General features: G+C 74.0%; 21 protein-coding genes and 1 pseudogene. 14 read left to right on the top strand and 8 right to left on the bottom strand.

Features of this window, described 5'->3' with window-relative positions; all coding sequences use genetic code 11:
• Positions 1 to 423, top strand: a pseudogene (locus AB0C99_RS24660) (glycosyl transferase); the annotation flags it as partial.
• Between the two features lie 3 nt (positions 424 to 426).
• On the top strand, positions 427 to 1,650 hold the full coding sequence (locus tag AB0C99_RS24665; RefSeq protein WP_362478848.1) for a PP2C family protein-serine/threonine phosphatase: 1,224 nt from the start codon (positions 427 to 429) through the stop codon (positions 1,648 to 1,650).
• Between the two features lie 16 nt (positions 1,651 to 1,666).
• Here AB0C99_RS24665 and AB0C99_RS24670 read toward each other — a convergent pair whose 3' ends face one another.
• Complete coding sequence (locus AB0C99_RS24670) at positions 1,667 to 2,809, bottom strand: PP2C family protein-serine/threonine phosphatase (RefSeq protein ID WP_362478851.1); 1,143 nt, start codon at positions 2,807 to 2,809, stop codon at positions 1,667 to 1,669.
• Positions 2,810 to 2,991: 182 nt separating this feature from the next.
• On the opposite strand from AB0C99_RS24670, the gene AB0C99_RS24675 reads away from it, so the two are divergent.
• Together AB0C99_RS24675 and AB0C99_RS24680 are read left to right on the top strand one after the other, a co-directional pair.
• Positions 2,992 to 3,270: a hypothetical protein gene (locus AB0C99_RS24675; protein ID WP_362478854.1), complete on the top strand. Its 279-nt coding sequence runs from the start codon at positions 2,992 to 2,994 to the stop codon at positions 3,268 to 3,270.
• A gap of 184 nt (positions 3,271 to 3,454) precedes the next feature.
• Entirely contained in the window at positions 3,455 to 4,558 is a 1,104-nt protein-coding gene (locus tag AB0C99_RS24680; RefSeq protein WP_362478856.1) for a hypothetical protein, read from the top strand.
• On the opposite strand, the gene AB0C99_RS24685 is transcribed toward AB0C99_RS24680, so the two are convergent.
• Together AB0C99_RS24685 and AB0C99_RS24690 are read right to left on the bottom strand one after the other, a co-directional pair.
• A complete protein-coding gene (locus AB0C99_RS24685; RefSeq protein ID WP_362478859.1) occupies positions 4,527 to 5,297 on the bottom strand; it encodes a GNAT family N-acetyltransferase in 771 nt (256 codons plus the stop codon). The genes AB0C99_RS24680 and AB0C99_RS24685 overlap by 32 nt on opposite strands.
• A 42-nt stretch (positions 5,298 to 5,339) precedes the next feature.
• Positions 5,340 to 6,185 (bottom strand): class I SAM-dependent methyltransferase, encoded by an 846-nt coding sequence (locus AB0C99_RS24690; RefSeq protein WP_362478861.1) that lies wholly within the window; start codon positions 6,183 to 6,185, stop codon positions 5,340 to 5,342.
• 168 nt (positions 6,186 to 6,353) lie between these two features.
• Here AB0C99_RS24690 and AB0C99_RS24695 point away from each other — a divergent pair, with 168 nt between their 5' ends.
• Positions 6,354 to 7,832, top strand: coding sequence for a N,N-dimethylformamidase beta subunit family domain-containing protein (locus AB0C99_RS24695; protein WP_362478863.1), 1,479 nt, complete (start codon positions 6,354 to 6,356; stop codon positions 7,830 to 7,832).
• On the opposite strand, the gene AB0C99_RS24700 is transcribed toward AB0C99_RS24695, so the two are convergent.
• Both AB0C99_RS24700 and AB0C99_RS24705 read right to left on the bottom strand, forming a co-directional pair.
• Positions 7,783 to 8,559, bottom strand: coding sequence for an HAD family hydrolase (locus AB0C99_RS24700; protein WP_362478865.1), 777 nt, complete (start codon positions 8,557 to 8,559; stop codon positions 7,783 to 7,785). The two genes, AB0C99_RS24695 and AB0C99_RS24700, sit on opposite strands and share 50 nt — an antisense overlap.
• Positions 8,560 to 8,568: 9 nt before the next feature.
• Positions 8,569 to 9,744 carry a serine/threonine protein kinase gene (locus AB0C99_RS24705; protein WP_362478867.1) on the bottom strand — a complete coding sequence of 392 codons (1,176 nt, stop codon included), beginning with the start codon at positions 9,742 to 9,744 and terminating at the stop codon, positions 8,569 to 8,571.
• 196 nt (positions 9,745 to 9,940) lie between these two features.
• On the opposite strand from AB0C99_RS24705, the gene AB0C99_RS24710 reads away from it, so the two are divergent.
• The 4 genes from AB0C99_RS24710 to AB0C99_RS24725 all read left to right on the top strand — a co-directional run bounded on the left by AB0C99_RS24710 (position 9,941) and on the right by AB0C99_RS24725 (position 14,125).
• Positions 9,941 to 11,239 (top strand): extracellular solute-binding protein, encoded by a 1,299-nt coding sequence (locus AB0C99_RS24710; RefSeq protein ID WP_362478868.1) that lies wholly within the window; start codon positions 9,941 to 9,943, stop codon positions 11,237 to 11,239.
• Positions 11,229 to 12,143 (top strand): sugar ABC transporter permease, encoded by a 915-nt coding sequence (locus tag AB0C99_RS24715; RefSeq protein WP_362478870.1) that lies wholly within the window; start codon positions 11,229 to 11,231, stop codon positions 12,141 to 12,143. Before AB0C99_RS24710 ends, AB0C99_RS24715 begins: the two co-directional genes overlap by 11 nt.
• Positions 12,140 to 12,964, top strand: coding sequence for a carbohydrate ABC transporter permease (locus tag AB0C99_RS24720; RefSeq protein WP_362478873.1), 825 nt, complete (start codon positions 12,140 to 12,142; stop codon positions 12,962 to 12,964). The genes AB0C99_RS24715 and AB0C99_RS24720 overlap by 4 nt, the downstream gene beginning before the upstream one ends.
• A 63-nt stretch (positions 12,965 to 13,027) precedes the next feature.
• On the top strand, positions 13,028 to 14,125 hold the full coding sequence (locus AB0C99_RS24725; protein WP_362478875.1) for a radical SAM protein: 1,098 nt from the start codon (positions 13,028 to 13,030) through the stop codon (positions 14,123 to 14,125).
• 13 nt (positions 14,126 to 14,138) lie between these two features.
• Here AB0C99_RS24725 and AB0C99_RS24730 read toward each other — a convergent pair whose 3' ends face one another.
• Genes AB0C99_RS24730 through AB0C99_RS24740 form a run of 3 tightly spaced genes read right to left on the bottom strand, consistent with a single transcriptional unit; the run spans position 14,139 to position 16,749 of the window.
• The gene (locus tag AB0C99_RS24730) at positions 14,139 to 15,131 is read right to left on the bottom strand and encodes a galactokinase (RefSeq protein WP_362478878.1); all 993 of its coding nucleotides are present in this window, start codon (positions 15,129 to 15,131) and stop codon (positions 14,139 to 14,141) included.
• Positions 15,128 to 15,622 carry an NUDIX domain-containing protein gene (locus AB0C99_RS24735; RefSeq protein ID WP_362478880.1) on the bottom strand — a complete coding sequence of 165 codons (495 nt, stop codon included), beginning with the start codon at positions 15,620 to 15,622 and terminating at the stop codon, positions 15,128 to 15,130. The genes AB0C99_RS24730 and AB0C99_RS24735 overlap by 4 nt, the downstream gene beginning before the upstream one ends.
• 59 nt (positions 15,623 to 15,681) lie before the next feature.
• Entirely contained in the window at positions 15,682 to 16,749 is a 1,068-nt protein-coding gene (locus AB0C99_RS24740) for an NAD-dependent epimerase/dehydratase family protein (RefSeq protein ID WP_362478882.1), read from the bottom strand.
• Between the two features lie 337 nt (positions 16,750 to 17,086).
• On the opposite strand from AB0C99_RS24740, the gene AB0C99_RS24745 reads away from it, so the two are divergent.
• The 5 genes from AB0C99_RS24745 to AB0C99_RS24765 all read left to right on the top strand — a co-directional run bounded on the left by AB0C99_RS24745 (position 17,087) and on the right by AB0C99_RS24765 (position 25,094).
• Positions 17,087 to 18,823, top strand: coding sequence for a hypothetical protein (locus AB0C99_RS24745; RefSeq protein WP_362478885.1), 1,737 nt, complete (start codon positions 17,087 to 17,089; stop codon positions 18,821 to 18,823).
• Between the two features lie 59 nt (positions 18,824 to 18,882).
• Positions 18,883 to 19,758, top strand: a complete 876-nt coding sequence (locus AB0C99_RS24750; protein ID WP_362478887.1) for a glycosyltransferase — start codon at positions 18,883 to 18,885, stop codon at positions 19,756 to 19,758.
• 66 nt (positions 19,759 to 19,824) lie between these two features.
• Positions 19,825 to 20,397: a dihydrofolate reductase family protein gene (locus tag AB0C99_RS24755; protein WP_362478890.1), complete on the top strand. Its 573-nt coding sequence runs from the start codon at positions 19,825 to 19,827 to the stop codon at positions 20,395 to 20,397.
• Positions 20,398 to 20,488: 91 nt separating this feature from the next.
• Entirely contained in the window at positions 20,489 to 21,499 is a 1,011-nt protein-coding gene (locus AB0C99_RS24760) for a LacI family DNA-binding transcriptional regulator (protein WP_362478892.1), read from the top strand.
• Positions 21,500 to 21,728: 229 nt separating this feature from the next.
• Positions 21,729 to 25,094 (top strand): CARDB domain-containing protein, encoded by a 3,366-nt coding sequence (locus tag AB0C99_RS24765; protein ID WP_362478895.1) that lies wholly within the window; start codon positions 21,729 to 21,731, stop codon positions 25,092 to 25,094.
• Positions 25,095 to 25,127: the final 33 nt, after the last annotated feature.

Raw genomic sequence — 25,127 nt, forward strand, 5'->3', positions numbered from 1 at the left:
CGCTACACCGGCCGCATCATCGGCTCCCGCCACTACAAGGCATCCGGAGTCCTCGAATCCCTCTACACCTTCTTCCAGCCCATCGCCCACCTCGCCACCCTGGTCCTGACCGCGATCATGGCCGGCGCGTTCGTCGTCGCCGGGGCCGCGCTGATCGCCTTCTGGCCGATCGCGCTCACCCTCGCCCTGCTGTCGATCGTGCCCTTCGTCCTGTGGGGCCCGGTCTACCGCCGCGAGTTCGCCCCCGAGCGCTCCCGCCTGACCGGGGTGCTGTGGGGCCTGGCGCAGTGGCTGTACGCCTACCACCTGTTCATCGTCTCCGCCCGCGGCTTCGTCCGGCTCCTTCGTGGCCGTACCGGCTGGGCGAAGACCCGCCGCAACGCCGAGACCGCCGGCGTCGGCCCCACAGCGACGGAGCGCTGACCGATGTCCCGCACCCGCGTGAACCCCCGACCGTCCCTGTCCGCCCTGGCGGACTCCAGGGGCCTGAGCCTGCTGCTCGCGACGGCCCTGCTCGACGTCGTCCTCGGCGAGGCGGCCGTCCTGCTGCCGCTGTACGCCGCCGGACCGGCCATGGCCGCGGCGCGGGCCGTTCCGAGCGCCGTCGTCGGGACCGGCCTCGTGGCACTGCTGCTCGGGGTGCTCCTCGCCTATGACGACGACCTGCTCGGCTCCCGCCGGGGTGCCGCGTCCTTGCTCGGGATCGGCTGCGTCACCGTGTTCTCGACGCTCGCGGCCCGGCGACGGGTCCGCCAGGAGCGGCGGCTCGCGACGGCCCGGGACGTCGCGACGGCCGCCCAGCGGGCGATCGCCCCACCCCTGCCGCCCGTCGAGGGTCCGGTCCGCATCGCCTCCTCGTACGAGTCGGCCGCGACGGGCGCGGTGGTCGGCGGCGACTTCCACGAGGTCGTGCCGATCAGCGGCGGCGTACGGGTCGTGATGGGCGACATCCAGGGCAAGGGGCTCGGCGCGGTCGGCCTGGGCGCCGCCCTGCTCGGTGCCTTCCGCGAGAGCGCGGCGTCCGAGGAGTGCCTCGCCGACGTCGGGGTGCGCATGTCCTGCGCCCTGCACCGCAGGCCGGACGAGGAACGTTTCGCCACGCTGGTCCTCGCCGAACTGACCGACGGGGGAGAGCTGACCGTGCTCAACTACGGTCACCCCAGCCCGCTCGTCGTCCGGGCCGGGGGCTCCGTCCACTGGGCCGACCCGGAGTGCCCCGGGCTCCCGCTGGGCCTGGCCGCGCTCGCGGACGCCGTGCCGGGCCGCCATCGCTGCCTCCTCCACCCGGGGGACCGGCTGCTCCTGGTCACCGACGGGCTGACCGAGGCGCGGGACGAGTCGGACGCGTTCTATCCGCTGGAGCGCCGGTCCGGGCTGCTGTGCGGCGGACGCGCGGCCGAGGCGCTGAAGCGGCTGCGGACGGACGTGCGCGAGCACACGGCCCGTGACCAAGACGACTCCGCGCTGCTGCTGCTCGAATACACCGGCCGGTCCGGCGACGGGACGTTCCGCGGCCGTACCGGCAGCGGGCGGCGCCACACGCCGCGGTCCCTGGGCTGCCATGTCTGCGCGGTCGTCGACTGCCCGGTGCTGGCCACGCTCGCGAGCCCGGAGCAGAACACCGCCGACCGGCTCGGCGGTGCGCTGTGACACCGGACGCCCCCGGCTACCTCGGCGCCCGCCCGCGCGGCCGGTGGGCGGCGAGGAGCGCCATGTCGTCCGTCGCCTGCCCGTCCGTGAACTGCTTGACGTCGCCGACCAGGGTGCCGAGCAGCCGCGCGGGAGAGGAGAAGACCTGGCCGTCCAGCCGGGCCGCCGGGTCGTAGAAGGCGCCGTTCTCGTCCCGCGCCTCGCACAGCCCGTCCGTGTACAGCAGCAGGGTCGCCCCGGCGGGGAACTCCCACTCGTCCGGCTCCGGAGGCTCGGGCGCCAGGTCCGAGAGGCCCAGCGGCACGCTGAAGGACCGGGGCGCGAGGGTGTCCACGGCGCCGTCCGGCAGGAGCAGCAGCGGCGGCGGATGGCCCAGGTTCAGGGTCCGCAGCACGGCGGCACCGGCCGGGACCTCGACCAGCACGCAGGTCGCGAAGCCCTCGGCGTCCGCGAAGGCGCTGCGCCCCGCCGCCTCCCTGGCCAGCGCGCGCTCCAGGCCGCTGGCCAGCCCGGTCAGCGTGCCGGCGCGGTCGGCCGCCTCCCAGAAGGCACCCAGGATGACGGAGACCGTCTCGATCGCGCCGAGCCCCTTGCCCCGTACGTCCCCGATGACGAGCCGCACCCCGTACGGCGTCGCCCGCGCCGCGTACAGGTCGCCGCCGATCAGCGTGTCCCGCTCGGCGGCCTCGTAATGGCTGGCGAGCCGCAGTCCGTCGATCCGCTCCGGGGGCGTCGGCAGCACCGCGCGCTGGGCGGCCTCCGCCACCCCGCGCGCCGCGGCGAGCTGTTCCTGGCTGCGGTGCACGACCTGGTTGAGGAGCGCGGCCATGGCGGTGGCGAAGGCGATGGTGGCGAGCTCGGTCAGCAGGTCCAGGGCGGCGGCGGACTCCCACACCGACCCGGCGACCAGATGGAGCAGCGCGGCGGTGGCGAGGCCCGAGGCGCCGAACGCGAGGGTCCCGATCCAGGAGTAGAGCGGGGCGGCCGTGAGCGGGGCGGCCACGAAGAACGGGCTGCCGGTGAGCTGGGCGGGTGTGATCAGCTGGAAGACCACACCGCAGACGATGAGCGCCAGGGGCATCCCGCGGGACAGGGTCAGGGCCGTGCGCACCCGCCCGTCCGCCGGACCGCCGGGCGGACCCGTCGGTCTGCTGTCCACGCCCACCTCCCGCCTGTCCGAACAGGACATTCCGGTCACTAGCTGAATTATCGCCCCAGTCGGGCGCCGGAGGCCGTGTGGCTGGGGCGGACGGCGGCCGGCCTGTCCGGAACAGGCCGTCACACCGGCCCCGCCCGTCCCGTTGACTGCTGGAAGCACGGGGGCGGGTCGAGGGAGGCGCGGTGGGCAGAGCCGGGTGGCTGGTGGCGGGCGGGGCCGGGGCGGTCCTGACGGCCGGTGTGGTGGCGGCCGTGCACGGCGGCGGACGGCCGCCGCTGGCGGTGGCCCTGTGGGCGGACGCCCTGCTCGCGCTGGGCTGGTGCTGGGCGGGCGCCGCCTGGGCCCGCCGCCGCCGGGGCGGCGCGGCCCGCCCCGGCGGGCCGTCCGGCACCGGGGCCCGGCACCGGGCGGAGGGCGAGCCGCTGGCGCGGGACCGCTGGGGCAACCGGCACCGGCGCTGACCCGGCCCGTCCGGGGCGGGCCGGAACCGGCCAACGTCGGCACCGGGCGCCCCGCCCGGGCGCGGCTTCTGCCACGATGACCGCGGATTCCCTGGAGTACGGCGGAAGCGCGACGGAAGTACGGCGGAAGTACGGCGGAAGCGCGACCGGTGTACGGCGGAAGCACGGCGGAGGGAGAGCGGCGGTGCCGACGGTGCGCCTGAGTTCGGTGGTCATGACCCATCCCGTACGCCTGGAGCAGGCCCGTGAGCTGGCCGGCCGGCTCCGGCTGGACGGGCTCGCGCTCGACCCCGCGCCCGACGGCCCGCCCTCGGCGCTGCGCACGGCCCTGGTCGCCTGGGCCGCGGCGGCCCCCGGGGCGAGCCACCACCTGGTGGTGCAGGACGACGTGTCCGCCCCCGAGGAGCTGACGGCGCTCGTCGGGCGCGCCGCCGGGCGCTTCCCCGCCGAGGCCCTCGTCTTCTACACCAACTGGCACGCCCGCAACGGCGGCGCGGCCCGGCTCGCCGCGCTCGCCGGGGCGGGCTGGGTGCGGGCGGTGCCCGACGAGTTCACGCCGTCCCTCGCCGTCTGCCTGCCCGTCGCGACGGCCGCGGAGTTCCGGCGATTCGCCGAGGGCAGCGCCGAGCGGCACGACGACGAACTGCTCTCCGTCTTCTTCCGCGCCCGCGGCCCGATGAGCCTGATCGCCGTGCCCAACGTGGTCGAGCACATCGGCACCAGCAGCATCAACGGCCACGCCGCCCAGGGCATCCGGCTCGCCGTCTGCCCCCTGGACGCGGCCGACGCCGGGCCCGTCCTGGAGCACGGCCCGGTCCTGGAGGAGCCGGGCTGGATCCCGTACATGCGCTACGGGGAGGGGTATGTGCGGCTCGTCGGGCAGGAGCGGGCGCCGGACGGGGGCCGCGGCCACCACCCGTGGCGCGAGGCCCTGCCGCACACCGGGATCGGCGCAGAGGACGTGCGCGGCGCGGTCGCGGACGCGATGCCGAAGGAGCTCGCGGACGAGGTCGCGCACCGCTTCGGGCGGGCCTTCGCCGAGGAGCTGTGGATCCACTGCCTGCTGCTCGGCCGGCAGGCCGCCGGGGCCGCCCGCCGGCTCGGCGGCGCCCCCGGCGGCGTCCCGGCGGACGCCCTCGCCCGGATGCGGGAGGCCGCGGTCGCCACCGCGGGCCCCGCCGGACTGCCCCCGGAGCGGCGCCCCGAGGCCGGTCCGGACGAGGTGCGGCTCATGGCCGCCTTCGCGGGGACCGCCGTCAGCGCGGCGGAGCTGCTTCCTCCGGCGTGACCGGGTGGGTGATCCAGACCCCCGGCTCCCAGTACGAGCCGAGGTCCCGCGAGTGCTCCACCACCAGCGGCGACAGCCCGCCCGGGAAGACGTACGAGCCGTCCTCGGGGAAGGCGAGGCCCGTCCAGCCCTCCCACTCGGCGACCGTCCCGGTGATCCGCGAGGAGCGCTCCGAGGTGCCGGCGACCGTGCCGCCCGCCGCGACCTGGGTGCGGATCCACGGGTCGAGCGGGCTGCCGTCCTCCCGGGTCCAGGTCGCGTACCGGCCGATCGGCACCAGCGGGTAGCGGTCCTTCCAGGTGGGCCGCACCGGCACCAGGACCGTCGGCAGCCCGGCCCGCCGCGCCACCGTGCGCATCGCGCCCAGCAGCACTGAGGACAGGCCGCGGCGCTGGTAGTCCTCCGCCACCTCGATGCCCAGGGCGCACAGCGCGCCCGGCGCCCGGCCCGCCGCGCGGTCCGCGAACGCGCGGGCGATGGAGTCGTCGAGCCCCGGGCCCAGGTCCACGGCGGAGCCGTCCCAGCCGCGCGGCAGCGACCGGCCCGCCCCGGCGACCTCCTCGCGCTCCTCGTCGTAGAGCACGAACTGGTACGCGGGGAACTCGTCGAACAGGCGTTTCCAGTAGGTGTCGTTGACGTCGCCGTGCAGGTTGTACTCCGGCACCACCCCCGCGAACCGCTCGGGCATCCGCTCCCACAGCTCGGGGCGCTCCTCGTGGGTCACCACCACCAGGGCCATCCGGCCACTCCTCTCTTCTCCGGGCCTTCTCCGGCGGACGGGCTACGCGGGGACCTCGACGTCCCAGACGACGACGATCGGCAGGTCCCGCCAGGCGGCCAGGGCCGCGTCGGCGATGAACTCCTCGTACCCGCCGGGCGCCAGCCGCCCGTTGAACAGCGGCTCGTGACAGGCGCGGACCCGGAGCCCGGCCGCCGCGAACGCCGCGAGGTAGGCGCCCGGCAGGTGCACGTGGTTGCGGACGAAGGCCAGCCGGTCCTCGCCGTCCACGAAGACGCACTGGCCCTGGAGCGCGATGACGAACGGGTGCAGGTCCGACACGAGGATCCGGCCGCCCGGCCGGACCACCCGGGCCAGCTCCGCCACGCCCGCCGTCAGGTCCGGCAGATGGGTCAGGGCCAGCGAGCAGACGGCGACGTCGACGGAGTCCTCGTCCAGTGGCAGCGCCTCCAGGTGCCCGGTGCGGAACGTGCCGCCCGGCACCCGCTCCCGCGCCCTCGCCAGCATCCTGTCCGACTGGTCCACCCCGATCACCCGGTGCCCGCGCGCGGCGAGGGCGGCCGACTGGCGTCCGGTGCCGCAGGCGGCGTCGAGGGCGGTGCCCGGCGGGAGACCGTCGAGGATCCCGTGCAGCACCGGCTCCTCGACCTCGATGTACGAGCTGGGCAGCGAGTCGTACCGCGCCGACCAGGAGGCGTAGCCCGCCGCCGCGTCGAGCTCGCTCACCTCGGCGCCGCCGTCGGGCAGCGGCTCGTCGCCGGAGACGAACCGCCGGATCTCCTCCACGCGCTCCTTCAGGAACTTCTCGTCGCCGTCCAGGGAATGGCGCAGAAGTGCCAGTCCCTCGATTCCCAGGATCAGTTCCCGTACGCGGAATTCACCGCTCATGCGAGCCCCTTGTCTGTGGTGTCGATAGCGGGGTGTGACGGGTGGTTCCGCACTACCCGGCTTCTCCCGGGCGGATTCCACCGCCCCGCGCCCTGTCCGAAAGGGGGCCTGGAATGGCCGGTTCGCGGCACCATTGCCCAGAATTCCCGAGGTGCCTAGCCTGGCGCGATGATCGAAGGATATCTGGGCAGCGAAAGCGTCCGGCCCGGCGGGGAACTGACCCTCCATGTCTCCACCGACGCGCCGGGATTCCGGCCGCGCTTCTACCGGCTGGGAAAGGAATTACGCCACCTCGGCGCCGGGGAGCGGATACCCGGGGCCGAACACCGGCCGCCCGCGCACCCCGACGGCGTCCCCGGCCGCGCCTCGCCCGCCGAGGACTGGGACTGGCCGGCGCACACCCTGCGCGTCCCCGAGGAGTGGACACCCGGGATGTACCTCGTCGAATTCGTCGAGGACCGGGCCGACGGCACCGCGCCGCCGCCCCTCGACACCGCCGGGATCGAGGGCCACGGACGCGAGTTCTTCGTGGTCAGGCCCCGGCGGGCGGGCAGCCGCTCCCGCATCCTCTACAAGAAGTCCACCTTCACCCGGCACGCCTACAACCGCGCCGACCGGCCCGGCGGCGATCGCCCCGGAGCCGACCGAGGGGCCAGCCTCTACGACCACCCCGTGTACCGCGACGGCACGGCCGCCGCCCCGCGCGGCCACCAGGTCAGCCTGCGCCGCCCCGGCGGAGTGATCGACCTCGCCTACTGGGACGCCCCTTTCATCGGCTGGCTGGAACGCCACGGCTATCCCGTCGAATTCTGCACCGACCTCGATCTGCACGAGGACCCCGAACTGCTCTCCTCCTACGACCTGCTGCTCAGCGTCGGGCACGACGAATACTGGAGCGAGGCGATGCGCGACCACGCCGAGGCATTCGTCCGCGACGGCGGGAACATCGCCTTTCTCAGCGCCAACACCTGCTGGTGGCGGGTGCATCCGACCGACCGGAACACCGCCTTCGTCTCCGATACCGACCACCATGTCGGAGACGTCTATCCGCACCTTCCCGCGACCGACCAGTGGTGGCCGCCCCGGCCCGAGGGGGCGGGCCGCCCCGAGAACTCCCTGACCGGCGTCAGTTTCCGCACCGGCGGAATGTGGCCGAGCACCGAATGGCCCGGCGACCGGCCCCGCCCCGGCTACACCGTCCAGCACGCCGACCACTGGATCTGGGCCGGCACCGGACTGCGCGACGGCTCCGACGGCGGGCCGCCGGACCGGCTCGGCGCCGGGACCCCGCTCATCGGCTACGAGTGCGACGGCACCGACCTCGCGTTCGACGAGCACGGCACCGCCCGCGCGACCGGCGCCGACGGCACCCCCGACGGCTTCCTCGTCCTCGGCCTCCACCTCCTGGAGCCGTTCCACGACGACTTCCACGCCTTCAAGTGGGGCCACTGGAACGGCCCGGCCCGCGAACCGCACCTGACCGGCCCCCGCGCCGCCACCATGGGCCTGTACACGGCGGGCGGCACCGTCTTCACCGCCGGCACCACCGACTGGCCCGTGGTCTGCGGCCGCGAGGAGGACCCGGGCGTCGTCCGGGTCACCCGCAATCTGCTGGACCGGCTGCGGCACCGGGCCCCGGCCCCCTGAGCGGCTCCCCGAGGATCCCCCCGAGGAGCTCGCCGAGCCCGCGGATCCGGACCGCCCCGGCCGGCAGGGGCGGCTCCGGACCGGTCACCGCCGGGTCCGGCCGGCACAGGTGCGCCGCCCGCATCCCGGCCGCCAGCGGACCGCGCACGTCCGGCGCCCACATGTCGCCGACGAACAGCACCTCCGCCGGGGCCGCCCCGCACCGGGCCAGCAGCTCCCGGTAGATCAGCGGATGCGGCTTGCGCGCCCCCGCCCGGGCCGAGCCGACCACCACGTCCACCAGGCCGGCCAGCCCGGCGGCGGCCACGCACTCCTCCAGGTTCCAGAACCAGTTGGAGCAGATCCCGACCAGCAGCCCCCGGGCCCGGAGCTCCCCGAGGACGCCGGTGACGTCCGCGAAGAGCTCCAGCCGGACCGCCTTCATCGCCGCGTCGATCTCCTCGACCAGGCCGTCCAGCGCCGCCTCCGGCACCCCGCAGCCCCGCGCCCGGCGCCGCAGCCGGGCACGCTCCCACCGGGTGTACGCCGCCTCGCTCACCGAGTGCGCCGCGTGCTCCTCGCCCTCGGCCGGGCCCACCGCCCACCGGTCGCCCCAGCGGGCGCCCTGGGCGGCGAGCCCGTGACGTACGAAGATCTCCCGGTGGTCCGGCGGCAGCGGCTCCACCATCCGCGTCAGCGTCCCGTAGAAGTCGAAGACGACGGCCCGGACCCGCGGCTCCCGCGACACGGCCCGGCCTCAGTAACGCCCGTACCGGCGCGGGAAGTAGTCCTGGAGGGTGCCGTCCCGCTCGATGTCCACCGTCGCGCAGTGCAGCCCGCCGCCGAACGGGCCCACGGCCCGGAACGGCACCGGCACGATCTCGAAGCCGTACGAGGCCAGCTGCTCGGAGAGCCGCACCTCGTTCTCCTCGACGCACAGCGTGTTCTCGTCCAGGTTCAGCATGTTCCCGGCCAGCCACGGGCTGCAGAACGACAGCTTCGGCGGATGGTCCCAGCTCGCCGGCTGCACCGCCTCCACGATCTCCCAGTCGTTGAGCTTGAAGAACTCCATCAGCTCGGCGTCCGCCAGCCGCTCCCCGCAGTGCAGCACCAGCCCCGGACGCAGCGGCACCCACGTCGCGTCGATGTGCAGCGGATGCGTGTTGGTCGAGGTCACCGCGTGCACCCGGTGGTCCGGGAAGTGCCGCCTGAGCCACTGGTAGCCGCTCTTGTTCGTCACGAACGACAGCTGCACGAACAGGTCCTTGCCGAAGCGCGCCACGTCGGCCGCGTCGAACAGCGGCTCCGCCTCGGTCAGCACCAGGTCGTAGTCCCGCACCCGGGCCAGCTGCTCCTCGGTGGACAGCTCGTTGTACGTGTCCCAGAAGCCCACGTTGTACGAGGCGTCCGTGAGCCGAGGCTTCGGCGCCGCCTCCCAGCGCATCCGCTCGTCGGAGTCGAACAGGTCCTGGAGCAGCGGCCGGTAGCACAGGTACTCGTGCCAGCGGCTGCGGTACGACATCGTGGCCTCCAGGACCTCGTTGCCGACGGTCAGCAGCAGGTCGCGCGGCGGCATGCAGCCGAACATCGAGTCGTGCGTCCACTCGGGCGTGCCCACCGGCCGGTCGAAGGCGACCGGGGTCGGGCGGTCCACCCGCACGCCGCGCCGCCGCAGCATCGCGGCGAAGGCGTCCAGCTGCTCGTCGGCCTCCGCGACCATGTCCTCGGGCATCGGCCCGAAAGTGCCCAGCGGGAAGCCGTCGTCCGGATAGTCCCGGCGCACCGCGTGCTCCGGCGCCTGGACCACCGTGCCCTCGGCCCGCCCGACGATCACATGCCGCAGCGGGTCCCAGCCGTTCCAGGAGTTGACCCGTACCGGCCGCGCCGAGGTGTCGGGGGTGGCGCCGGACGCGGTCGTCGTCTGCTCGGTCACGTACAAGCCCTTCGATCGGGGTCGTGTGGGTGACGCAGAGGCCCAACCTGAGGGTGCGGTGCCGGGGGCGTCAAGGTCGCCCTCCGTTCGCGGGACAGCGAGCGGCTTCTTCCGGCCGAATGTCCGTGTCCTCGCGAGTCACCCGTGTCCGCGGGGTAGGCAGGACACCGTCCCCGAAGCCCGCACGGAGGAATCCATGGCCAAACGCATGTCCCGCAGGCCCGTCGTCCTGGCGCTGCTCCTGTCCCTGGCCGCCGCCGGATGCGGGTCCGGGGGAGCGGGCTCGGGAGGAGCGGACCCCGGGAAGGGCGGGAAGCTGACGGTCTGGCTCGCCGTGGACGCCAAGGAGAGCTGGCCGGAGCTCGTCGACGACGTCAACAAGCGCTTCGCCGCGGCCCACCCGGGCGTCGAGGTCGCCGTCCAGTACCAGCAGTGGACGACGAAGAACCAGAAGCTGGACGCCGTCCTCGCCGGGAACAACGTCCCCGACGTGGTGGAGATGGGCAACAGCGAGACCACCAACTACATCGTCAACCGCGCCTTCGCCCCGCTCGAACCGACCGCCTTCGAGCAGTCCGACCGCTGGCTCCCGGCGCTCGCCGACGCCTGCCGCGACGGCGGCCGGACCTACTGCGTGCCCTACTACGCGGGCGCCCGCGTCGGCGTCTACCGCACCGACTACTTCACCCGCGCCGGCGTCGCCGGGCCGCCCCGCAGCTACCCCGAGCTGATCGCCGCGCTCGACCGGCTGAAGGCCACCCTCGGCGCGAAGGACCCGAACTTCTCCGCCCTCTACCTGCCCGGCCGGTACTGGTCCGCCGCCATGGCCTTCGTGAAGGACGCGGGCGGCGAGATGGCCGTCAAGGACGGCGACCGCTGGAAGGGCGCGCTGTCCTCGCCCCGCTCCGTCGCCGGGCTCACCACCTGGAAGGGCCTCATCGACGCGTACTACGTCGGCGACCGCGCCAAGGACAACGGCGACCAGCCGGCCGTCATCGGCCAGGGCCGCGTCGGCGTCTTCTACGGCAACACCTGGGAGGCGGAGGCCGCCGCCGACGCCCGCTCCGGCGGCGACCCCAAGCTGAAGGGGAAGTTCGGCACCTTCGCCTTCCCCGGCCCCTCCGGACAGGTCCTGCCGCCCTTCCTCGGCGGCTCCACCCTCGCCGTCCCCGCCAAATCGGACCGCAAGGAGCTGGCCACGGCCTGGATCAAGCTCTTCACCGACCGGCGCTCCCAGGAGGCGCTGATCAAGGCCAACACGCTGCCCAACAACACCGCGCAGCTCGCCGACGTCGCCGCCGGCGGCATCAACGGGCCCGCCGCCCAGGCCGCCGCCCGCGGCTGGGTCACCCCGCTCGCCCCCGGCTGGACCTCGGTGGAGAAGTCCAACGTGCTCCCCGAGATGCTCGAACGCATCGCCACCGGCAAGGCGTCCGTGGCGGACGCGGCCAAGGAGGCGGACCGGCGGATCGACGAAGTGATCAATGAGCGCTGACCGGGCGCGGCGGAGGTCGCCGATCCTCCTGCCGTACCTGCTCATCGGCCCCACCGTCCTCGCGCTCGTCCTCGTCCTCGGCTACCCGCTCGTCGACATGGTCGCGCTCGCCTTCCAGGACATGACCCGCGAGCAGCTCTTCAGCGGCACCGCGCCGCCCTGGGCCGGGCTCGACCAGTTCGAACGGATCCTCGGCGACGGCTTCTTCTGGACGGTCGTCGCCCGCACGGTCCTCTTCACCGCCGTCTGCGTCGTCCTCACCATGCTCAGCGGACTCTTCACCGCGCTGCTCATGCACCGGGTCCGCCCCTGGGTGCGCACCGTCATGTCCGTCGTCCTCGTCACCGTGTGGGCGATGCCCGTGATGGTGGCCGGCTCGATCTTCCGCTGGCTCTTCGACGCCGACTACGGGGTGGTGAACTGGACCCTCTCCACGCTGCCCGGCGTCGACCTGGAGCGGCACAACTGGTTCACCGACCCCTGGCAGGGTTTCGCCGTCATCGTCGCCGTCGTCGTCTGGGGCTCGCTGCCCTTCGTCGCCATCACCCTGCGCGCCGCGCTCGCCCAGGTCCCGCCCGAGCTGGAGGAGTCCGCCGTCCTCGACGGCGCCCGGCCGCTGCAGATCCTGCGGCGCATCACCCTCCCGGTGATCAAACCCGTCTTCCTCCTCGTCACCACCCTCACCGCCATCTGGGACTTCGGCGTCTTCAACCAGATCTGGATGATGCGCGGCGGCCAGCCCGAGCGGGAGTACTACCTCCTCGGCGTCTACTCCTTCATCGAGTCCTTCGCCGTCAACCGCTACAGCACCGGCGCCGCCATCGCGCTCGTCACCGTCGTGCTGCTGCTCGCCGGATCCGTCGTCTACCTGCGCCAGATGCTGCGGACGGGAGAGATCGAGTGAGGCGACGGCCGGCCCTCCGCCACGACCTGCTCGGCCTGCTCGTCGCCGCCGTGACCGGATTCCCCGTCTACTGGATGGTGCTCACCGCCTTCCGGCCGGCCACCGACATCCTCAGCCTGCCCCCCGCGTTCTGGCCCACCCGGCCCACCCTCGACAACTTCGCCCGCGCCCTGTCCAGCGACACCTTCTGGGCCAACGTGCGCTCCAGCGTCGTCATCGGACTCGGCACCGTCGCCGTCTCCCTCGTCGTCGGCGTCCTCGCCGCCTACGCCCTCGCCCGCTTCCGCTTCGCCGGGCGCAAGGCGTTCGTCCTGGTCCTGCTCACCGTCCAGATGATCCCGCTCGCCGCCCTGATCATCCCGGTGTACCTGCTCCTCAACGACGCCGGGATGACCGACAGCCTCACCGGGGTCGTCCTCGTCTACCTCGTCTTCACCCTGCCGTTCACGGTGTGGATGCTGCACGGCTTCGTCGTCGCCGTCCCCGTCGAACTGGAGGAGGCCGCCCTGGTCGACGGCTGCGGCAGGCTCGGCGCCTTCTGCCGGGTCACCCTGCCGCTGCTCGCCCCCGGCCTCGTCGCCACCTCCGTCTTCGCCCTCGTGCAGGCGTGGAACGAGTACGTCCTCGTCTACGTCCTGCTGTCCACGCCGGAGAAGCAGACCGTCAGCATCTGGCTGGTGTCCTTCCAGACCGGCTTCGGCACCGACTACGGCGGGCTCATGGCGGGCGCCACCCTGACCGCCCTGCCCGTCGTGGTCTTCTTCCTCGCCGTCCAGCGCAGGATCGCCTCCGGCCTCGCCGTCGGCGCGGTCAAGGGCTGAGCCCGACCGCAGGAGGCGTCCGGCCGCCCGGCGGCACCCTTCCCATGTCCTCAGGAGGATCCCGTGACGCACGACCGCCTCGACCTCGTCTCCAAGCTGTACCAGCCGGCCGGCTGGCCCCGCGTCCTGCAGGCCGCCTCCGGCGCCCCGTCCGGCGCCCCGCTCGTCGTGGACCTCGACCCGACCACCTTCTGCGACCTCGCCTGCCCCGAGTGCATCAGCGGCAAGCTCCTCAACCAGGGCCGCTTCACCCCCGACCGGCTCGCCGCCCTCGCCGAGGAGATCGTCGCCATGGGCGTCCGCGCCGTCGTCCTCATCGGCGGCGGCGAACCCCTCGCCCACCGCGGCACCCGCAGGGTCTTACGCATCCTCGGAGAGGCCGGACTGGCCGTCGGGGTCGTCACCAACGGCACGATGATCCGCCAGAACCTCTCCGAACTCGCTCAGTACGCCTCCTGGGTCCGGGTCTCCGTCGACGCCGGCACCGCCGCCACGTACGGGCGGTTCCGGCCCGACCGCAAGGGCCGCAGCGTCTTCGACAAGGTCATCGAGAACATGCGGCTGCTCGCCGCCGAGAAACGCGGCGCCCTCGGCTACTCGTTCCTCGTCATGTCCCGCCAGGAGCCCGACGGCAGCACCGTCACCAACCACCACGAGGTGCTGACCGCCGCCGAACTCGCCCACGACATCGGCTGCGACTACTTCGAGACCAAGGCCATGTTCGACGACGACCACCACATCGTGCAGGTCCCCGGCGAACTCCTGGCCTCCGTCGACGCGCAGCTCGCCCAGGCCGCCCGGCTGGAGAGCGAGCGCTTCCAGCTCGTCAACTCCTCCACGCTCACCTCGCTGCGCAGCGACGCCGGAGCCGTCCAGCCCAAGGCGTACGACCGCTGCCGGGTCGCCGAACTGCGCACCCTCATCACCCCGTCCGGGGTGTACGTCTGCGCCTACCACCGCGGCAACCCGCTCGCCCGCATCGGCGACGCCGTCACCGACGACCTCGCCACCCTCTGGGAGAACTCCGACCGGGGCATCGTCGACCCGAGCCGGGACTGCCGGTTCCACTGCGCCCGCCACCGCTCCAACCTGGAGCTCGAACGCATCGGCCGCGGAACCGGCGAGCTCCCGCCCGTCGCCGACTACGACCCCTTCCTGTAGGAGTCGCTAGCCGCTAGCCGCCCGGGACCGGCAGCGGTCCGCCGGTCCGCCGGGTCCCGGGCGCCGCCGTCGTCGGCAGCACCCGGGCGCCCGGGAAGGACCGGCCGAGCGCCCGGCCCAGCCGCTCCACCGTCTCCGCCAGCGCGTCCGCCCGGCAGACCCCGACCAGGGCGCCCCCTCCGCCGGCCCCGCTCAGCTTCAGCGGCAGGCCGGCGGAGAGCGCCGCCGCGCGCCGCAGCTCCTCCAGGAGCGGTGTCGACATGCCCTGGTGGTCCCGCATCGCCGCGTGCGCCTCGCCCATCGCCGCCCCGAGCCCCGGCAGGTCCCGGCCGCGCAGCGCCTCCCACACTCGCCCCGACGCCCCGTCGGCCGCCCGCCGGTACGCCGCGAGCGCCCGGTCGCCGGCCGCGAGCCGCGCCCGCACGTCCCGGATGTGGTTCCGGGTGTCCTTGCGGGTGCCCGAGTCCACCACGACCACCCGCCACTCGGGCGGCAGCTCCAGCCGCTCCCGCACCACCGGCAGCCCCCGCTCCCGCCCGTCGAGCAGCAGCGCGCCGCCCTCGACGACGGCCAGGTGGTCCATCCCGCCCCCGTTGAACCGGGCGAACTCGAACTCGTACGCCCAACGGGCCAGCGTACGGTCCGAGGGCGGCCTGCGGCCCGGCGCGCCCGCCGTCGCGAACGCCCCGAACAGCGCCACGATCAGCGCCGTCGACGAGGAGAGCCCGCTCGCCTGGGGCGCCTCGCTGCGCACCCGGACCGGCGGCGGCACCGGCCCGAGCCCCGGCAGCCGGCCGCGCAGGAACGCCCACACCTCGCCCCGCCAGCCGCCCGGCGGCTCCGGGGGACCGGCCGCCGGGGACGCCCGCGGCAGCACCTCCACCGTCGTCGGCAGGCCCAGCGCGAGGCTGACCGAACGCCCCCCGCCCAGCCAGTCCAGATCCTCTCCCGACAGACACGCCCGGCACGGCACCACCGCGCGTATCGCCTGCGGTTCTCCGCTCATCTCGCCTGGAACCTCCCGTCCCGGTGGAACGCCTGATACATCGCCAGCACCACCCGCGTCGGCGGGTGCAGCGGGCCCGGCGGCTCGTCCAGCGGCCGGAACTCCGCCCGGCGCACCTCGTCCGCGCCGGGCGCGAGCTCCCCGGACCAGCGCCGGGCCACGAAGCAGAGCGCGAAGCAGTGCGTGACGTCCCCGTTCGGGTACGTCAGGGTGTGCACGGCCGGGTCGGACAGCGAGCCGAAGGCCACCAGGTCCGCGCGGTCCACCCGCAGCCCGGTCTCCTCCGCCACCTCCCGCACCGCCGCGTCCGCGAAGTCGCCGTCCTCCTCGCAGGCGCCCGCGGGCAGCTCCCACACCCCCGTGTCGGCCCGCTGCTGGAACAGCCCCCGGCCCGCCGCGTCCAGCAGCAGCACCTGCGCCCCGGGCACGAGCAGCTTCCGCCGGCCCACCCGCTGCCGCAGCTCCCAGATGTACGACCCGACATAGCCCATGCCCGCACCGCCTCCCGTGCCGTCCGCCGCGCCCGGCGCGGCCAAGGAGCCGCAGGGTGTCACGCGCGGTCCTCCACCAGCCAGCGCGGCATCGCCTCCGGCGTGGCGAGCAGCCAGCGCACATACCGCTCCACGCCCTCCGCCACGTCCACCCGGGCCCGCCAGCGCAGCAGCTCCTCGGCGCGCGCGGTGTCGGCGTAGCCGCCCAGCGGGTCGCCCTCGGGGCGCGGGGTGACGATCCGGCGGGCCCCGGGGAAGTGGCGCTGGACCAGGTCCGCGACCTCCCGGACCGAGGTCGGCACGCCCGTCCCCACGTTCACGGTCCGCTCCGCCATCCCCTCCTCCACCAGCGCCAGCGCCGTCGCCTCGGCCACGTCCTCGACGTGCACCAGGTCGCGGACCTGGACCCCGCCCCCGTTCAGCCGCATCGGCCGGCCCAGCCGCGCCTGGAGCGACAGCCAGGGCACCATCCACGAGTGGCTGCCCGGCTTGGGGATCTGCGGCTCCCCGTACACCGAGAAGTAGCGCACGATCGCGTACTCGCAGCCCGAGTCCGCCCCGAGCATCAGCCGCGTCTGGTGCTCCGCCCACAGCTTGCCGTTCGCGTACACCGACAGCGGGAACAGCGGCTGGTCCTCGTGGAACACGTGCGGGCCGGGGGAGTCGGCGGGCCCGTCGCCGTACACCGACGCCGAGGACACCAGCACCAGCCGCCGCACCCGCGCCCGCGCCGCCTCCTCCAGGACGGTCTGGGTGCCCTCCACATTGGCCCGGAAGGCGATGTCGGGGCGCCGGGTGCAGGCCGCCACGTCCGCGTAGGCGGCGGCGTGCACCACGAAGTCGGCGTCCGTGAGCAGCCCGGCGACCGCCGCCCGGTCGCAGACGTCGCCCACCACCAGCCGGGCGCCGGTGCGGGCCGTGCCGAAGGTGGTGTGGGCGGACTCCGGATACGCGTCCATCCGGTCCAGGACGGCCACCTCGGCGCCGGCCCGGCACAGCAGGGCGACGAGGCGGCTGCCCACCAGGCCCCCGCCGCCGGTCACGACGACCCGGGCGTCGCGGAGCTTCTCCAGCCGGGACTCGACCGAGTCCGCGAGGGCGGCTCCCGTTCCGTGCGTGCCGTTCATACCAGGCGTGCCGTTCATTCCGTGCGTGCCGTTCGTGCCGTTCGATAACGCGTGCGATCCAGCGGACATGAACGTCCCTTCCGGGGTCGACGACGAACTCGTGGGGCGAGCGGACGCGCCCGGGGGGTCCCCGAACGGAGATCGGCCCCAGGCGCGTCTGGTCAGCATCCGTGGCCCTCCCGGCACTCCGCCAGAGGGCGGATTCGGCACTCTTGCGGGGCCTTCGGGCCCTCCGTACTGTCCGGATCCGGCGGTCCCGGAGCCCCGGTCACGCCGCCGAACTCCCCCTGGGAAGCCCCGGAACCACCGGATCCGTCTGCGGAAGAGGAGAGACCGCGTGACCCGTCATCGGCTCAGCGGGGTCGTCATGACCCACCCCAAGCGTCGTCGAGCCGCAGAGAGGACGGCCGAGGCCGCCCCGCCGGGCGCCCTGCGCGTGGTGATGGACCCCGACCCGACGGGCACCCCCTCGGTGCTGCGTACCGCGCTCGCCGCGTGGGAGTCGATCGAGGAAGGCGCCACACATCAACTGGTGGTCCAGGACGACATGGTGTTGTCCGAAACGTTCTTCGCGCGGGTGCGGCTCGCGGTGGACGCGATGCCGGACGCCGCCCTCGCCCTCTTCGCCCTCTGGGACTCCCGCAACGGGGCCGCCGTCCGCTTCGGCGCGCTGACGGGAGCCCGCTGGGTGGGCGCGGTCAACGAGTACTTCCCCTGCGTGGCGATCGTCCTGCCGAGGGCCGTCGCCGAGGGCTTCGTCGGCTACGGCCGGGCGCGGCTCGGCGGCTGGCCCGACGACATCCTCATGCACCGCTACCTGAAGGAGGAGGGCGTCCCCCGCTACGTCTCCGTGCCCAGCCTCGCCGAGCACGAGGACCGCGGCTCGATCTCCGGCAACGCCTTCCGGGGGCCCCGCCGTTCGGTCTGCTTCCTGCCCGGCGACCGGCCCGGCGACGAGGAGCGGCGGCTGACCGGCCTGCGGGTGCTGCCCTTCTTCAAGCACGGCGTGGCCCGCTGCGCGGTACGGGTCCCGGGCCCCGGCCCCGAGCGCTGGCTGCACCTGGACGCCGAGCAGCACCTGCGCGGCCTGGGCCTGCCCGAGGCGCTGCTGGCGCCCCCCAGGCCGGGCGGCGCCGCCCCCGACGTCCGGGGCACCTGGCTGACCGCCCTGGCCATGGGCCACGAGGCCGCCCGGCTCGCCCCTGGGACCGCGCTCCGCCCCGAGGCGGCGGCCGAGGCGCTGGCCACGATCGGGCCCGGCGGCATCAGCGACTCCAGCACCGAGGAGCGGATCGCCGCCCGCCGCGACGCTCTCGCGGCGGTGGCCCGCCGGGCGTTCGACGCGGGACGCGAGGCCGCCGCCGCCCCGGTCCGGCGGCGCGCCGCGGCGCCCGCGCCGGGCCCGGGGCTCGTCGTGCGCGGCGGCGCCTCCCCGCTCGGCGAGCACCTGGCGCGCCGGCTCGCCGACCTGACGGCCGGGGACGCGGCCCCGGACGCCGTGGTGGACCTGCGGGGCCTGCGCGAGGGGGCCCCGGAGCGGGCGCTCACCGTCACCCCGGGCGGGGTGGGGCGCCCGTACACCCTGCGGGTGGGGGAGGTGTACGGGCCGGGGTGTTCGCGCCACACACCGATCGGCCGGATGGTGTGGGACGCCCTGCGCAGCCGGCCCGTGACGGTGCCGGGCGACCCGGAGCGCGAGGAGTTCCCCGTGAACCCTGTGAACCCCGTGAATCGCGTGAACCCCGTCTACCCCGTCTACGTCGACGACCTGGCCGACGCCGTGCTGGCGGTGCTCCGGGAGCGGCCCGCCGCACACGTGCTGACCGTGGCGGGGGAGAAGCCGACCACCCTGGGCGCGCTGGCGCGGGCCGTGTGCTCCGCCGTCCGCCCCGTGCCGGTGCGCGAGGACCCGGCGGCGGCCACCGGCAAGTCCGCCGGGGGGCCCTGCCCGGGGCCCGGGTTCGCGGACGGTCCCCGGCCGCCGGGCTGGGCCCCGGCGACCGACGAGCGCAAGGGGCTGCACGCCTTCGCGCAGTGGCTGGCCTACGAGGGGGTGCTGCTGACGGCCGAGTGAGGGGACGGCTCCGCGCGGCGCTAGCATCGGCACTCCGCCGACAACTGGAGTTCACCGCCATGTCCTTGCCGCGCATCGGAGTCGTCATCGTCACCATGGGCAACCGCCCGCGGGAGCTGGAGGCGCTGCTCGCTTCGGTGGAGAAGCAGGACGTGCCCGCGGAGCGGGTGGTCCTGGTGGGCAACGCGACCCCGCTGACCGACGTCGCCACGGACGCCACGAAGATCCCGCTGACGGAGAACCTGGGCTGCCCCGGGGGCCGCAACGTCGGCCTGGAGCTGCTGCGCGACTCGGGCGAGGTCGACGTCGTCGTCGAACTGGACGACGACGGGCTGCTCATCGCCGACGACGTGTTCCGGCGGGTGCGGGACCTGTTCGCGGCGGACCCGGGGCTGGGCATCGTCGGCTTCCGGGTCGCCGACGAGCACGGCCACACCGAGCGGCGGTGGATCCCCCGGCTGCGCGCGGACGACCCGATGCGCGGCGGCGAGGTGACCGCCTTCCTCGGCGGCGGCCACGCCTTCTCCATGCCGATGCTCCGTCAGACGGGGCTGTGGCCCGGGGAGTTCTTTTTCACGCACGAGGAGTCCGACCTGGCCTGGCGGGCCCTGGACGCCGGCTGGCGGATCGTCTACGAGCCGGAGCTGGTCCTCCAGCACCCGAGGACCTCCCCGGCCCGGCACGCCGTCTACTTCCGCAACACCGCCCGCAACCGGGTCTGGCTGGCCCGCCGCCGCCTCCCGCTCCCGCTGATCCCGGTCTACCTGGGGGTGTGGATCCTCATCACCCTGCTGCGCACCCGCGACGCGGCGGGCCTGCGGGCCTGGTGGGGCGGGTTCTTCGCGGGCCTGCGCACCTCCTGCGGCGAGCGGCGCCCGATGCGCTGGCGCACGGTCTGGCGGATGACCCGCCTGGGGCGCCCGCCGATCCTCTGAGGGGACCGGCGTGGTACGGATGTCCCGTACGACCGAGCACCACTGTGAACCGGAGGAATCGAGTACATGCGCACCCTGATCAGCACCGCCTTCGTCTCGCTCGACGGGGTCGTGGAGGGCCCGGGCGGCGAGCCCGGCTACCGGAACTCGGGGTGGACCTTCAAGCACACCGAGTTCCTTCCCGAGTCCTTCGAGATCAAGGGCCGGGAGCAGCGGGAGGCCGCCGCCGTGCTGCTGGGCCGGGTCAGCTACCAGGCGTTCAGCCCGGTGTGGCCGGGCATGGCGGAGTTCGCCGACTACAAGGAGATGCCGAAGTACGTCGTCTCCACCACGCTCACCGAGGACGACCTGGTCGCCGACTGGGGCGAGACGACGATCCTGCGCTCGCTCGACGAGGTCGCCGCGCTCAAGGAGACCGAGGGCGGACCGATCATCGTGCACGGCAGCGCGACGCTGAACCAGGCGCTGTCCGACGCGGGCCTGATCGACCGTTACCACCTGCTCGTCTTCCCGCTGCTGCTCGGCGCGGGCAAGCGGCTGTTCAGCGCCACGGACAAGGACGTCCAGAAGCTGCGGCTGGTCGAGAGCGAGGCTTACCCGAACGGGCTGCAGAAGCAGGTCTTCGACGTCGTCCGCTGACACCGGTGCCGGGCCCCGGGCCCGGCACCGTTTGCGCTGGGACCGCAATCGACTGTCAAAGTCTTGCGGTCCTTGCGCTAGTCTTGCGTGTATGACGCGACGACTTGCTCAGGTGGCGAAGAAGGTGGGGGTCAGCGAGGCGACGGTCAGCCGGGTCCTCAACGGCAAGCCGGGAGTCTCCGAGGCCACCCGGCAGTCCGTGCTCACCGCCCTGGACGTGCTCGGCTACGAGCGGCCCACCCAGCTGCGCGGCGAGCGCGCCCGGCTCGTCGGCCTGGTCCTGCCCGAGCTGCAGAACCCCATCTTCCCCGCCTTCGCCGAGGTCATCGGCGGCGCCCTCGCCCAGCAGGGGCTCACCCCCGTGCTGTGCACCCAGACCAAGGGCGGCGTCTCCGAGGCCGACTACGTCGAGCTGCTGCTCCAGCAGCACGTCTCCGGCGTGGTCTTCGCGGGCGGGCTCTTCGCGCAGGCCGACGCCCCGCACGAGCACTACCACCAGCTCGCCGAGCGGAACATCCCGGTGGTCCTGGTCAACGCCTCCATCGAGGGCCTCGACTTCCCCTGCGTCGCCTGCGACGACGCCGTCGCCGTCGAGCAGGCGTGGCGCCATCTGTCCTCGCTCGGCCACGAGCGGATCGGGCTGCTCCTCGGCCCCGCCGACCACGTGCCCTCCCGGCGCAAGCTCCGGGCCGCCCGCGCCGCGGCCGAGGCGGCCGGCACCCCGCTGCCCGAGGAGCGGATCGTCCGCTCGATCTTCTCCCTCGAAGGCGGCCAAGCCGCCGCCAACACCCTGCTCGAACAGGGGGTCACCGGCATCGTCTGCGCCAGCGACCCGCTCGCCCTCGGCGCGATCCGGGCCGCCCGGCGGCGCGGGCTGAGCGTCCCCGGCGACGTCTCCGTCCTCGGCTTCGACGACTCCGCCTTCATGAACTGCACCGAGCCGCCGCTCTCCACGGTCCGCCAGCCGATCGAGGCGATGGGCCGGGCCGCCGTCGACCTGCTCTGCTCCCAGATCCAGGGCCTCCACTCGCACCCGGGCGAGCTCCTCTTCGAGCCCGAGCTCGTGGTGCGCGGCTCCACCGCCCCGCCGCCCGCCCGCTAGCGGGCACCCCGGGCCGTTCCGGGCGCTCCCGGGCCCACTCCGGGCCCGGGAGCGCCCGAACCGCTTCCTCCGCATAGGCACCGTTTCCTACCGTCCTCGGACGGCTCCGGAAGCGGTGCCTTTGTCATTTCCCTGTCAGTTCCGTTGACACGGTCGTCATCCGGTAGAAATCTGTGCCCCCAGAATCCGCAAAACATTGACTGTATTACTCAAAAGATTGCGAGTCACTGTGTACGGACGTCTGCTCGGACCGCTCAGAGGGCTGCTGATCGTGGCCCTCGTCGCCCTCGGCCTGCTGCCCCCGCCCGCCTCGGCCGCCACGGCCGCCGACACCGACCTCGCGCGCGGCAGACCGGTCACCGCCTCCGGAGCCCTCGGCGGCTATCCGGCGGCCAACCTCACCGACGGCAGCCAGGCCAGCTACTGGGAGGGCCCGGCCGGAGCCTTCCCGCAGTGGGCCCAGGTCGACCTCGGCGCCGCCGTCCGCGTCGACCGCGTCGTCCTCAAGCTGCCCACCGGCTGGGAGGCCCGCGACCAGAACCTCGCCGTCCTCGGCTCCACCGACGGCAGCGCCTTCACCACCCTCGCCCCGGCCCAGGCCCGCCGCTTCGACCCGGCCGCCGCCAACGCCGTCACCGTCACCCTGAGCGGCCCCCAGGTCCGCCACCTGCGCGTCCAGATCGGATCCAACTCCGGCTGGAACGCCGCCCAGCTCTCCGCCCTGGAGGTCTACGGCGAGGCCGGCCCGGGCGAACCGCCCGTCGGCGGCACCAACCTGGCCCGGGGCAAGCCGGTCGAGGCGACCTCGGTCACCCAGAACTACCAGGCCGCCAACGCCGTCGACGACTCCACCGCCAGCTACTGGGAGTCCGCCGGCCTGCCCGCGAGCCTCACCGTGAAGCTGGGCGCGGACGCCGACCTCGCCGGTGTCGCCGTCAAGCTCAACCCCGACCCGGCCTGGGGCCCGCGCACCCAGTCCTTCGAGATCCAGGCCCGGCCCGCCGGAGCCACCGCCTTCACCACCCTCAAGGCCCGCGCCGACTACGCCTTCAGCCCCTCCTCCGGGCAGAACACCGTGACCGTCCCCGTCACCGGCCGCTTCGCCGACGTCCGGCTCACCTTCCACGCCAACACCGGAGCCCCCGGCGCCCAGGTCGCCGAACTCCAGGTCCTCGGCACCGCCGCCCCCGCCCCCGACCTCGTCGTCACCGACCTCACCTGGACCCCGGCCGCCCCCACCGAGACCGACCCGGTCACCGTGCGGGCCACCGTCCGCAACGCGGGCACCGCGACGGCCGCCGCGTCCGCCGTCGCCGTCAGCGTCGAGGGCGCCGTCGCGGGCACCGGCCAGGTCGCCGCCCTCCCGGCCGGGTCCTCCGCCACGGTCGACGTCCCCGTCGGGCGCCGCCCGGTCGGCGCGTACACCGTCTCGGCCGCCGCCGACCCGGCGAACGCGGTCCCGGAGCTCGACGACTCCAACAACAGCCGCACCGCCGCCGCCAAGCTGACCGTCGGCCAGAGCCCCGGCCCGGACCTGATGATCACCGGGATCACCGCCAACCCCTCGGCCCCCGCGGTCGGCGCCCCCGTCTCCTTCACCGTCGCCGTGCTCAACCGGGGCACCACCGCCGTCCCGGCGGGCACGGTCACCCGGCTCACCGCCGGGACCACCACCCTCAACGGCACGACCGGCGCCGTCGGCGCCGGCCAGACCGTCACCGTCGCCGTCCCCGGCACCTGGACCGCCGCCGCGGGCGCCGTCACCCTGACCGCGACCGCCGACGCGACCGGCACCCTCGCCGAGACCGACGAGACCAACAACGTCTTCAGCCGCTCCCTGGTGGTCGGCCGGGGCGCCGCCGTCCCGTACACCGAGTACGAGGCGGAGAACGCCCGCTACCAGGGCACCCTGCTCACCGCCGACCGGCTGCGCACCTTCGGGCACACCAACTTCGCCACCGAGTCCTCGGGCCGCAGCTCCGTCCGGCTCGACACCGGCGGGCAGTACGTCGAGTTCACCTCGGTCAACCAGGCCAACGCCCTCACCGTCCGCAACTCCATCCCCGACGCCGCCGCCGGAGGCGGCCAGGAGGCCACCCTCAGCCTCTACGTGAACGACGTCTTCCTCCGGAAGCTGACGCTCTCCTCCAAGCACAGCTGGCTCTACGGCACCACCGACGACCCCGAGGGCCTGACCAACCGCCCCGGCGGCGACGCCCGCCGGCTCTTCGACGAGTCGCACACGCTGCTCGCCCAGTCCTACCCGCCGGGCACCCGCTTCCGGCTCCAGCGCGACAGCGACGACCGGGCCGCGTACTACGTCCTCGACCTCGTCGACCTGGAGCAGGTGGCCCCGCCGACGCCCCAGCCGGCCGGCTGCGTCTCCATCACCGAGTACGGGGCGGTGCCCAACGACGGCATCGACGACACCGACGCCCTCCAGCGGGCCGTGACCGCCGACCAGAAGGGCGAGATCGGCTGCGTCTGGATCCCGGCCGGACAGTGGCGCCAGGAGCAGAAGATCCTGACCGACGACCCGCTGAACCGGGGGCAGTACAACCAGGTCGGCATCCGGGACGTCACCATCCGCGGCGCCGGCATGTGGCACTCCCAGCTCTACACGCTGACCCCGCCGCAGAACGCGGGCGGCATCAACCACCCGCACGAGGGCAACTTCGGCTTCGACATCGACACCAACACCCGGATCTCCGACATCGCCATCTTCGGCTCGGGCACCATCCGGGGCGGCGACGGCAACGCCGAGGGCGGGGTCGGGCTCAACGGGCGCTTCGGCAAGGGCACGAAGATCAGCAACGTCTGGATCGAGCACGCCAACGTCGGCGTCTGGGTCGGCCGCGACTACTCCAACATCCCCGAGCTGTGGGGTCCGGGCGACGGCCTGGAGTTCACCGGGATGCGGATCCGCAACACGTACGCCGACGGCATCAACTTCGCCAACGGCACCCGCAACTCGACCGTCTCCGACTCCTCCTTCCGCAACACCGGCGACGACGCCCTGGCCGTCTGGTCCAGCAAGTACGTCAAGGACACCTCGGTGGACATCGGCCACGACAACCACTTCCGCAACAACACGATCCAGCTGCCCTGGCGGGCCAACGGCATCGCGGTCTACGGCGGCTACGGCAACACCATCGAGAGCAACGTCATCTCCGACACCATGAACTACCCGGGGATCATGCTGGCAACCGACCACGACCCGCTGCCCTTCACCGGGCAGACCCTGATCGCCGACAACGCCCTCCATCGCACCGGCGGCGCCTTCTGGAACGAGGACCAGGAGTTCGGCGCCATCACCCTCTTCGCGCAGGGCCAGAACATCCCCGGCGTCACCATCCGGGACACCGACATCCTCGACTCCACCTACGACGGCATCCAGTTCAAGACCGGCGGCGGGGTCATGCCCGACGTGCGGATCAGCAACGTCCGCGTCGACGGCACCGTCAACGGCTCCGGGCTGCTCGCCATGAGCGGGGCCAGGGGCAGCGCCACCCTCACCGGGGTGACCTTCGCGCGCACGGCCGAGGGCGACGTACTCGTCGAACCCGGCTCGCAGTTCGTCGTGAACCGGGGCTGACCAGGCCCCTCCGGACGGCGGCCCGCCCTCGGC

Source organism: Streptomyces sp. NPDC048659, from assembly GCF_040650575.1.
Classification (GTDB): domain Bacteria; phylum Actinomycetota; class Actinomycetes; order Streptomycetales; family Streptomycetaceae; genus Streptomyces.

What these genes read in the sequence shown, in the direction of transcription:
- AB0C99_RS24665 (WP_362478848.1), top strand. Translation starts at nt 427, where the DNA reads ATGTCCCGCACCCGCGTGAACCCCCGACCGTCCCTGTCCGCCCTGGCG.
- AB0C99_RS24685 (WP_362478859.1), bottom strand. Translation starts at nt 5,297, where the DNA reads ATGGCCCTGGTGGTGGTGACCCACGAGGAGCGCCCCGAGCTGTGGGAG.
- AB0C99_RS24690 (WP_362478861.1), bottom strand. Translation starts at nt 6,185, where the DNA reads ATGAGCGGTGAATTCCGCGTACGGGAACTGATCCTGGGAATCGAGGGA.
- AB0C99_RS24695 (WP_362478863.1), top strand. Translation starts at nt 6,354, where the DNA reads ATGATCGAAGGATATCTGGGCAGCGAAAGCGTCCGGCCCGGCGGGGAA.
- AB0C99_RS24710 (WP_362478868.1), top strand. Translation starts at nt 9,941, where the DNA reads ATGGCCAAACGCATGTCCCGCAGGCCCGTCGTCCTGGCGCTGCTCCTG.
- AB0C99_RS24715 (WP_362478870.1), top strand. Translation starts at nt 11,229, where the DNA reads ATGAGCGCTGACCGGGCGCGGCGGAGGTCGCCGATCCTCCTGCCGTAC.
- AB0C99_RS24730 (WP_362478878.1), bottom strand. Translation starts at nt 15,131, where the DNA reads ATGAGCGGAGAACCGCAGGCGATACGCGCGGTGGTGCCGTGCCGGGCG.
- AB0C99_RS24735 (WP_362478880.1), bottom strand. Translation starts at nt 15,622, where the DNA reads ATGGGCTATGTCGGGTCGTACATCTGGGAGCTGCGGCAGCGGGTGGGC.
- AB0C99_RS24740 (WP_362478882.1), bottom strand. Translation starts at nt 16,749, where the DNA reads ATGAACGGCACGCACGGAACGGGAGCCGCCCTCGCGGACTCGGTCGAG.
- AB0C99_RS24750 (WP_362478887.1), top strand. Translation starts at nt 18,883, where the DNA reads ATGTCCTTGCCGCGCATCGGAGTCGTCATCGTCACCATGGGCAACCGC.
- AB0C99_RS24755 (WP_362478890.1), top strand. Translation starts at nt 19,825, where the DNA reads ATGCGCACCCTGATCAGCACCGCCTTCGTCTCGCTCGACGGGGTCGTG.
- AB0C99_RS24760 (WP_362478892.1), top strand. Translation starts at nt 20,489, where the DNA reads ATGACGCGACGACTTGCTCAGGTGGCGAAGAAGGTGGGGGTCAGCGAG.